The following is an 8,757-nucleotide window of genomic DNA, read 5'->3' as shown; positions in this document are numbered from 1 at the left end:
TCGGCGGTGCTCACCGCGGCGGAGCCGTTCGTGAACACGGTCAGCTGCGGCGTCCAGTGCGCGACCAGCCTCGCGCGGTCGGCGAGGTCGGCGGATTCGCCGATCAGGGCCAGGCTGCGCCCGCGCAGCTCCCACGCATCGCACGCCGCGCAGCTGAACAGGCTCATCCCGTAGAAGCCGCGCAGATCGGGCACGTCGGGCAGCGTCTCGCGCAGCCCGGTCGCGAGCAGCACCGACCGGGCCGTCACCTGCTCCGACGGGTCGCGCCGCCCGATGCTGGCAGCGAATCCGGCATCCGTCCTGGTCAGCGCGCCCACCCGCACTCGGGAGCGGATCTCGACGTTCGGGTACGCGGCCAGCTCTTCGCGGGCGATGCGCCGCAGCTCGAACGGCGGCACCCCGTCGCGGGTGAGGAAGCCGTGCGAGTTGAGCGTCGCGGCGTTGCGCGGCCGGTCGGCGTCGACCACGAGCACGCGGGCCAGGGATCGCCCGAGGTTCAGCGCGGCCGACAGCCCCGCGGGCCCGCCGCCGACGATGAGCACGTCGTAGTCAGTCATCCGCGCCCCCCGAGCTCGTCGACGCGCCCTGCGGCGCGAGCGCGGCCACGAGGGGGTGGTCGACGTCGTAGACGCCGACCTTCGATGCGCCGCCCGGGGAGCCGATCTCGTCGAAGAACTCGACGTTGGCCTTGTAGTAGTCGGCCCATTCCTCGGGCAGGTCGTCTTCGTAGTAGATCGCCTCGACCGGGCAGACCGGCTCGCAGGCGCCGCAGTCCACGCACTCGTCCGGATGGATGTACAGCGAGCGCTCGCCCTCGTAGATGCAGTCCACCGGGCACTCGTCGATGCACGCGCGGTCCTTCACGTCCACGCACGGCAGCGCGATCACGTAGGTCATCGGGTCAGCACCCCCGGCCGTGAGATCTCGACCTGCTCATCGCGCGCCACGACCTTCACGCGCTCGCGGACATGCTCGTGGTTCTCGCCGAGCGCGCGCTCGTGGGCATCCAGCGCCTGCCAGCCGTCCCACGTGGTGTACGCCGTCTCGCGGTCGTCGAGCAGGTCGAGCACGTCGCCCTGCGAGCCGCCCAGGCACCCAGGAGCGGCGGCATCGGTGAGCACCCCCGACTGCGCGTCCGCGAGGAGGTGCCCGACGGTCTCCAGGGCGTCCGACTTCGTGTGTCCGATCAGCCCGACCGGACCGCGCTTGATCCAGCCGGTCGCGTACAACCCGGGCTGGCCGATCACCCGGCCCTCGACGTTCGGCACGACGCCGCGGCGCTCGTCGAAATCCGCGCCCTCCACCCGCGTGCCGTAGTAGCCGATCGCGCGGTACACGGCCTGCACGTCGTAGTCGCGCACCTCCCCGGTCGGCACCGGGGTGCCGGCGGCGTCGGGGGCCGTGCGCGCGAATCGGACGCCGTCGACGCGGTCGTCGCCGGTGATCTCGATCGGCGCGTGCCAGAAGTGCAGGTGCAGCCGCCGCGACGCACCCGTCGACGGCCGTCCGCGCCACGAGTTCAGGGTGCGCAGCATGACCTTCAGCTGGTTGTTCGCCGCGGCGGTCGGATCGACGCCCTCGAAGTCCTCGTCGTACAGCACGATGTCGACGTCGCGCACCTCGCCGAGCTCGCGCAGCTCGATCGGGGTGAACTTGATATCGGCCGGCCCGCGGCGACCGAACACGTGCACGTCGGTGACGGCGGACGACTCGAGACCGGCGAGCACGTTGTCGGGCACCTCGGTGGTGCGCAGGTCGACCGCGTGCTTGGCGAGCACCCTCGCCACGTCGAGTGCGACGTTGCCGTTGCCGATCACCGCGACCGACGCCGCCTCGAGCGGCCACGTGCGCGGCACGTCGGGATGCCCGTCGTACCAGGCGACGAAGTCGGCCGCCCCGTACGAGCCCGGCAGGTCGACACCGGGGATGTCGAGGGTCGCGTCGCGCAGCGCACCGGTGGCGAGGATCACGCCGTGGTAGCGCTCGCGCAGCTCGTCGAGAGCGATGTCGCGCCCCACCTCGACGTTGCCGATGAAGCGGATGGTGCGGCGTGCGGCGCCGGGCTCGGGGAATGCGTCGAGCATCTCGTGCAGCGAGGTGACGATGCCCTTGATGCGGGGATGGTCGGGCGCGACGCCGTAGCGGATCAGCCCGTACGGGGCGGGAAGCGACTCGAACAGGTCGATCTCGACCGCGTCGATCGACGCGGGTCCCTCGGCCCGCCGAAGGGCGTCGACGGACTGAGCCAGCAGGTTGCCCGCATAGATGCCGGCCGGTCCGGCGCCGACGATCGCGACGCGCAGCGTGGAGAGGGTCATGACAGGGAGACCTTTCGAGATGGGGTGGAATGGGGGGAGCGGATGCTCGTGTCGATCGCCCGCACGAGGCCGGTGTCGACCGCGAGTCCGGCGTCGAGTGCGGCGGCCAGACGCGAGCGCCCCCGCCGGCGCGGTGATCCGGATGCCGGCGGGTCGGCGTCTTCGACATCGGCCGCCGCGGGCGCGAGCGACGCGGCGAGCGGACTCAGCCGCACGACCTCGCCGATCACCACCACAGCGGGCGAGCGCACCTGCGCGGCGGCGGCGAGCTGCGCGATGGTGCTCAGCGTCCCGACGGTCACGCGCTCTGCGCTGCCGTAGCCGTCCTCGATGATCGCGACCGGGCAGTCGGCGCCGCGCGCGCCGGCGGCCAGCACGTGCGCCGAGTGCCCGAGCGTGCTGACGCCCATCAGCAGCACCAGCGTGTGGTCGGCGCCCGAGGTGCTCACCGACCCGCCGGGCTGGATCTGGTCGTGCGCGCTGATGACGCTGAACGAGGCGGCGACGCCGCGGTGCGTGAGCGGGATGCCGGCGATCGCCGGCACCGAGACGGCGCTGGTCACGCCGGGCACCACATCGACTCGGATGCCCGCGGCCTCGCAGAACAGCTGCTCCTCGCGGCCGCGGCCGAAGACGAACGGATCCCCGCCCTTCAGACGCACGACCTCGCGGCCGGCCCGCGCCAGCTCGACGAGCAGCTCGTTGATGCCGTCCTGCGGCACCGGGTGGTGGCCGGGCAGCTTGCCGACGTCGATCACCTCGGCGGCGATGACCGCGCCCTCCGCGTGCAGCTGGGCGAGCACGCTGCGTGCGCCGAGCCGGTCGGCGACGATCACGTCGGCCTTCTCCAGAGCGCGCAGGCCGCGCAGGGTGAGCAGGCCGGCATCACCCGGACCCGCGCCGACGAGGGTCACGGTTCCGGCAGGGGTCGCTGTTCCGGTCATGAGGTGCCTCCCAGCAGCAGGCCGCGATTGCGCAGCATCCGGCGCTCGAGCGGCCCGAAGACCACCAGCTCGATGACGATGCCGATCGTGAGGATGAGGATGATGGTGCCGAGCACGCTGGCCAGATCCGCCAGCTCGCGCGACTGGTTGAGCAGGGTTCCCAGGCCGAATCCCATCGAGCCGCCCATGGTGATGATCTCGGCGGCCATCAGCGATCGCCACGAGAACGCCCAGCCCTGCTTGAGCCCGGCGACGTAGCCGGGCAGCGACGCGGGGAGCACGACGGCGGTGGCGAGCTGCCAGCGGCTGGCGCCGAGCACGGTGCCCACCCTGCGCAGCTGCGGCGGCACCTGGTCGATGCCCGAGAGCAGCCCGTTCACGATGGACGGGATCGCACCCATCAGGATGACGAAGTACGCCGTCGCGTCGGTCAGACCGAACCAGATGATCGCGGCGGGCACCCACGCCACCGAGGGCAGCACGGTCAAGCCCGAGATCAGCGGGCCGGCCGCGCGACGCAGCAGCTTCCACTCCGCGAGCGCGAGGCCGAGCGGGGTGCCGATCGCGATCGCGATCAGAAAGCCGAGCCCGCCGCGTTCGAGGCTGGTGAGCACGGCCTGCTGCAGCCGACCGGATCCCCACGCGTCGCTGAGGGCGGCCAGCACGGCGGCGGGGCTCGGCGCCTTGTCGGGGCGGGGGTCGGCCACGCTGATGTAGAGCTGCCACACGACCAGCAGCACGAGCAGCAGCACGATCGGCGGCAGCGCCTTGGCGAGCATCCCGCGCCAGCGCGGCGCATCCTGCGCCGACGCGGACTGCAGTCGGTCGAGGCCGGTCGAGAGGGTGTGCAGATCGTCATGCTCGCCGGAGGCGGTGCTCGACGACGGGGCCGATGTCTCAAGAGGCATTGCGAGCCAGCTCCTTCCGCAGCTCGGCGGTGATCTCGCCGGCGAGAGCGGTGACCTCGGGCGACTCGATGCGGCGTCCGATGGTGTTGCGGATGCGCCATTCGCCGGCGATCCGGCCCGGCCTGCTCGAGAGCAGCACGACCCGCTGACCGAGACGAGCGGCCTCCCGCACGTTGTGCGTGACGAACACGATCGTGCGGCCGGTCGCACGCCACACCCGCTCGAGCTCCTCGTGCAGCAGATCGCGGGTGATGGCGTCGAGGGCCGCGAACGGCTCGTCCATGAGCAGCACCGGACGATCCTGGGCCAGTGCCCGCGCGAGGGCGACGCGCTGTCGCATGCCTCCCGAGAGCTCGTGCGGTCGCCGGTCTCCGGCTTCGGCGAGATTGACGGTCGCCAGCAGCCGGTCGGCCTCCGTGCGGCGCTCACCGCGCGGCACGCCGCGCAGCCGCAGGGCCAGCTCGATGTTGCGGCGAGCGGTGAGCCACGGCATCAGCGCCGACTCCTGGAACATCACCGCGGATCCGCCGTCGGGCGTCTGGATCGCTCCGGAGGTGACCGGCTCGAGGCCCGCGATGAGGTTGAGCAGGGTCGATTTGCCGCAACCGGATGCCCCGAGCAGGCACACGAACTCGCCGGGGGCGATATCGAGCGAGATGTCGTCGAGCACGACCGGCCCCGCGGCGTAGCGTTTGGTGACGTGCGAGATGCGCACCGCCGGGGCTGCGGCCGGGCGTCCGCCGGGCAGCGGGCTGACGCCGTCGAAGCTGGGCGCGAGGGGCGCCTGCGCGACCGCCGGGGGCGCGAGGGTGTCGCGGGTCGTCATCACTGCGCCCCGAGCCCGGCCGCCGACACCGTGTCGACGCCGGCATCCGAGAGCTGCGCGTTGAGCGCTCGCAGGTCGAACAGCCCGTCGATCGAGCCCTTCTTCTGGGTTCCGGCGGCCAGTCCGTTCGCGACGAGGGCCTCGAACGTCTCGGCGTGCGGATCGACGGTGAAGTCGACATGCTCGAGCGCACGGGCCAGCACGTCGTCGGGCAGGCGCTTGCCGGTCGCCTCCTCGAGCTGTGCGTTGATGACGGCGTCGGCCTCGGACGCGTTCTCGTCGAGCCAGCGCACCGATGCGACGTGGCCGGCGAGCAGCTTGTCGACGACGTCGGGATGCTCGTCGGCGAAGTCCGCGCGCACGAGCAGCACCGTGGTCGGGAACGCCCCGTCATCCCACAGATCGGCCTCGTCGACGAGCACGTGCGCGTCGGCCTCGACGACCAGGCGCGACACCCACGGCTCGGGGAGCCAGGCGCCGTCGAGCTGGCCGTCCTGGAAGAGCGTCAGCGTCTGCGCGTTCTCGGTCGGCGTGATCGCCACGTCGCCGGCGCCCGAGATCGAGGTCTCGTACCCTTCGTCGGCGAGCCAGCTGCGCAGCGCCACGTCCTGCGTGTTGCCGAGCTGAGGGCTGGCGAGGGTCGCGCCGTTCAGATCGGCCGGCGAGTCGATCCCCTCGCGCACGACCAGCGCCGCGCCCCCCGACGTGGCCCCGGCGATGATGTGGGCCGAGGCCCCGCCGGACTGGATGAACGTGTTGATCGCCGGGTTGGGCCCGATGTAGGTGGCGTCGATCGCGCCCGCCGAGAGGGCCTCGATCGCGGCCGGGCCGGCGTTGAAGACCTCGGTGGTCAGGTCGATGTCGCCGAGCGCGTCGGCGAACAGCTCCTCCGACAGACCGACCAGCGCGGGCGCGTGGGTGACGTTGGCGAAGTAGCCCAGGCGCAGCTCGGTCGCCACCTCGCCTTCGGCCGCGGAGCCGGATGCGGGGGCGCAGCCCGCGAGCGCCAATGCGGTGAGGCCCATCGCCAGGGCTCCCAGTGCGGTGAAGGTCCTGTTGCTGCGGGTGATGTTCACGGTTTCGCCTCCTTAGGCTCGTGGTGCTGTGCGGACGTGCGGTCGGTCAGTCGATGACGGTGCCGGCGGCCAGTGTGGCGCCGTCGGCGGGATGGATCAGCAGCAGCGAGCCGCCCTCGCGGCTCTGCGCGTACGGCTCCAGCGGCAGGTCGGATGCCAGGCGCAGCCGCACCCGACCGATCTCGTTCTCGGCGAGCGCGGCATCCGGCGCCGTGGTCAGGTCGGCGTGCGCGAGTGTCTCGAGGTCGCGCCGGGTGAGCACCTCGGCGACGATCGCCTGCACGGTCGCGGTGCCGTGCTTGACGAGCACGCGCGCGCCGGGGGCGGTCGCGCGCGGATCCAGCTGGAACAGCTCGACCACGGCGTCCCGTCGCAGCGCGGGAGCCGAGCCCGCGGCGACGATCACGGCACCGCGGGCGGCGTCGATCTCGTCGGCGAGGGTCACCGTCACCGACTGCCGCACGCCGGCGGCGCCGGTGTCGGCTCCGGCGACGTGCACGCCGGTGACCTCGGTGACCCGCCCGGAAGGCAGCACCTGCACGCGGTCGCCGACCGAGACGGCGCCGGCGGCGATCCGCCCGGCGAAGCCGCGGAAGTCCCGCAGCCGTTCCGCGTCGTCGGCGTCGATCTCGGGCGACAGCCCGCCCTGCGGTCGCAGCACGAGCTGCACCGGCAGCCGCAGCGGCGCATCGGCGTCGGTGCGCACCGGCAGCGTCTCGAGCAGCTCGAACAGCGTCTCGCCGCGGTACCACGGGGTGCGCTCTGACCGGTCGACGATGTTGTCGCCCTCGAGGGCGGAGACGGGCAGCACGCGCACGGCGGAGATGCCCAGCTCATCCGCCACGCGCAGCGCCTCGAGCTCGATGTCGACGTAGGTCTGCTCATCGAAGCCGACGAGGTCGATCTTGTTCACCGCGACGATCACGTGCGCCACCCGCAGCAGCGACGCCACGGCGAGGTGGCGCCGAGTCTGCTCGACCACGCCCTTGCGGGCATCCACCAGCACGATCACCGCGTCGGCGGTGGCCGCTCCGGTGACCATGTTGCGGGTGTACTGCACGTGCCCTGGGCAGTCGGCGAGGATGAAGCTGCGCCGGTCGGTGGCGAAGTAGCGGTACGCGACGTCGATCGTGATGCCCTGCTCGCGTTCGGCGCGCAGGCCGTCGGTGAGCAGCGCGAAGTCGAAGGCCCCGTGCGCGAAACCGCGCGCCCGCGAGGTCGCGGCGACCTGGTCGAGCTGGTCGGCGAGGATCGCCTTCGCGTCGTGCAGCAGCCGGCCGACCAGGGTGGACTTGCCGTCGTCGACCGAGCCCGCGGTCGCGAACCGGAAGAGAGTCGTGCTCATCAGAAATACCCGTCCTTCTTGCGGTCCTCCATGGCGGCCTCGCTGATGCGGTCGTCGGCGCGGGTGGCGCCCCGTTCGGTGAGCGTCGTGCGGGCGACCTCGTCGACGATCGACGCCGTGTCGGCGGCATCCGACTCCACCGCACCGGTGCAGCTCATGTCGCCGACCGTGCGGTAGCGCACCGTGCGACGCTCGACCTGCTCGTCGGGGCGGGGCTGCGAGAACTCGCCCACCGCCCACCACATGCCCGAGCGCTGGAACACCTCCCTCTCGTGCGCGTAGTACAGCGGCGGCAGCGCGATGCCCTCGCGCTCGATGTAGCGCCAGATGTCGAGCTCGGTCCAGTTCGAGATCGGGAAGGCCCGCACGTGCTGGCCGGGCAGGTGCCGGCCGTTGTACAGGCTCCACAGCTCGGGACGCTGGTTGCGCGGATCCCACTGCCCGAACTCGTCGCGCAGCGAGATGATGCGCTCCTTCGCGCGCGCCTTGTCCTCGTCGCGGCGTGCGCCGCCGAAGACCGCGTCGTGGCGACCGGCGGCGATCGCGTCGAGCAGCGGCTGCGTCTGCAGCGGGTTGCGCGTGCCGTCGGGGCGCTCGAGAAGCCGGCCGTCGTCGATGTAATCCTGCACGCGCGCGACCTCGAGGTCGATGCCGAGACGGGCGATCGTCTCATCGCGGAAGCGGATGACCTCGGGGAAGTTGTGACCGGTGTCGACGTGCAGCACGGGGAACGGCACCCGCCCTGGCGCGAACGCCCTGGCTGCGAGGTGCAGCACGACCACCGAGTCCTTGCCGCCCGAGAAGAGCAGCACGGGTCGCTCGAACTCGGCGACCACCTCGCGGATGATGTGGATGCCCTCCGCCTCGAGCAGGTCGAGGGTGCTCAGGGTTCGGGTGGGCTCGACCTCCCGGTCGTTGAGCGAGCGGAGCGAGGCGAAACGCGTGGTGGTCTCCGGATTCGTGGCGTTCATACGTGCAGCCCGCATTCTGTCTTCGTCAGCCCGGCCCAGCGGCCGGATCGAGGGTCTTCGCCGGGGGCGACGGGCCTCGTGCACGGCGCGCAGCCGATCGACGGGTACCCGTTCGCGATCAGGGGGTTCACCGGCACATCGTGCGCGGCGCTGTACGCGGTGAGGTCGTCGAAGCTCCACGCCGCGACCGGGTTCACCTTCACGAGTCCGTTGCGCTCGTCCCACACGACCAGCTCCGTCTCAGCGCGCGTGGGCGCCTCGTCGCGGCGCACGCCCGTGAACCACGCCTCGTAGCCGCCGAGGGCCCGGAGCAGTGGCTCGACCTTCCGGCGCGCGCAGCACAGGCCCGGGTCGCGGGCGAACAGGTCG

At 72.1% G+C, this 8,757-nt stretch carries 10 protein-coding genes; all 10 read right to left on the bottom strand.

Annotation, left to right across the window (positions count from 1 at the left end):
* Positions 1 to 557 (bottom strand): NAD(P)/FAD-dependent oxidoreductase (locus tag BFN01_RS14315; protein WP_143187265.1); only part of this gene is annotated, 557 nt, incomplete at its 3' end.
* Entirely contained in the window at positions 550 to 897 is a 348-nt protein-coding gene (gene fdxA / locus BFN01_RS14310; RefSeq protein WP_071644999.1) for a ferredoxin, read from the bottom strand. The genes BFN01_RS14315 and fdxA, both read right to left, overlap by 8 nt.
* Positions 894 to 2,318, bottom strand: coding sequence for an FAD-dependent oxidoreductase (locus tag BFN01_RS14305; RefSeq protein WP_071644998.1), 1,425 nt, complete (start codon positions 2,316 to 2,318; stop codon positions 894 to 896). The genes fdxA and BFN01_RS14305 overlap by 4 nt, the downstream gene beginning before the upstream one ends.
* Positions 2,315 to 3,262 (bottom strand): uroporphyrinogen-III C-methyltransferase, encoded by a 948-nt coding sequence (gene cobA / locus BFN01_RS14300; protein ID WP_083428841.1) that lies wholly within the window; start codon positions 3,260 to 3,262, stop codon positions 2,315 to 2,317. Before cobA ends, BFN01_RS14305 begins: the two co-directional genes overlap by 4 nt.
* Positions 3,259 to 4,170, bottom strand: a complete 912-nt coding sequence (locus tag BFN01_RS14295) for an ABC transporter permease (RefSeq protein WP_071644997.1) — start codon at positions 4,168 to 4,170, stop codon at positions 3,259 to 3,261. Before BFN01_RS14295 ends, cobA begins: the two co-directional genes overlap by 4 nt.
* Positions 4,160 to 4,996, bottom strand: coding sequence for an ABC transporter ATP-binding protein (locus tag BFN01_RS14290; RefSeq protein WP_083428840.1), 837 nt, complete (start codon positions 4,994 to 4,996; stop codon positions 4,160 to 4,162). Before BFN01_RS14290 ends, BFN01_RS14295 begins: the two co-directional genes overlap by 11 nt.
* Positions 4,996 to 6,021 carry an ABC transporter substrate-binding protein gene (locus tag BFN01_RS14285; protein ID WP_083428842.1) on the bottom strand — a complete coding sequence of 342 codons (1,026 nt, stop codon included), beginning with the start codon at positions 6,019 to 6,021 and terminating at the stop codon, positions 4,996 to 4,998. Before BFN01_RS14285 ends, BFN01_RS14290 begins: the two co-directional genes overlap by 1 nt.
* 97 nt (positions 6,022 to 6,118) lie before the next feature.
* Positions 6,119 to 7,417, bottom strand: a complete 1,299-nt coding sequence (locus tag BFN01_RS14280; RefSeq protein WP_071644996.1) for a sulfate adenylyltransferase subunit 1 — start codon at positions 7,415 to 7,417, stop codon at positions 6,119 to 6,121.
* Entirely contained in the window at positions 7,417 to 8,388 is a 972-nt protein-coding gene (gene cysD / locus BFN01_RS14275; RefSeq protein ID WP_083428839.1) for a sulfate adenylyltransferase subunit CysD, read from the bottom strand. Before cysD ends, BFN01_RS14280 begins: the two co-directional genes overlap by 1 nt.
* Positions 8,385 to 8,757 (bottom strand): phosphoadenylyl-sulfate reductase (locus BFN01_RS14270; protein WP_143187264.1); only part of this gene is annotated, 373 nt, incomplete at its 5' end. The genes cysD and BFN01_RS14270, both read right to left, overlap by 4 nt.

Origin of the sequence: Microbacterium sp. AR7-10, from assembly GCF_001878835.1 — a bacterium.
GTDB classification, from domain to species: domain Bacteria; phylum Actinomycetota; class Actinomycetes; order Actinomycetales; family Microbacteriaceae; genus Microbacterium; species Microbacterium commune.
The sequence above is the reverse complement of the archived record's forward strand: the minus strand, read 5'-3'. Positions and strand labels throughout refer to the sequence as shown.

Bases quoted from the DNA above. Each gene is read 5' to 3' on its own strand.
- BFN01_RS14295 (WP_071644997.1), bottom strand. From the start codon at position 4,170: ATGCCTCTTGAGACATCGGCCCCGTCGTCGAGCACCGCCTCCGGCGAG.
- BFN01_RS14290 (WP_083428840.1), bottom strand. From the start codon at position 4,996: ATGACGACCCGCGACACCCTCGCGCCCCCGGCGGTCGCGCAGGCGCCC.
- cysD (WP_083428839.1), bottom strand. From the start codon at position 8,388: ATGAACGCCACGAATCCGGAGACCACCACGCGTTTCGCCTCGCTCCGC.
- BFN01_RS14305 (WP_071644998.1), bottom strand. From the start codon at position 2,318: ATGACCCTCTCCACGCTGCGCGTCGCGATCGTCGGCGCCGGACCGGCC.
- BFN01_RS14285 (WP_083428842.1), bottom strand. From the start codon at position 6,021: ATGGGCCTCACCGCATTGGCGCTCGCGGGCTGCGCCCCCGCATCCGGC.
- cobA (WP_083428841.1), bottom strand. From the start codon at position 3,262: ATGACCGGAACAGCGACCCCTGCCGGAACCGTGACCCTCGTCGGCGCG.
- fdxA (WP_071644999.1), bottom strand. From the start codon at position 897: ATGACCTACGTGATCGCGCTGCCGTGCGTGGACGTGAAGGACCGCGCG.
- BFN01_RS14280 (WP_071644996.1), bottom strand. From the start codon at position 7,417: ATGAGCACGACTCTCTTCCGGTTCGCGACCGCGGGCTCGGTCGACGAC.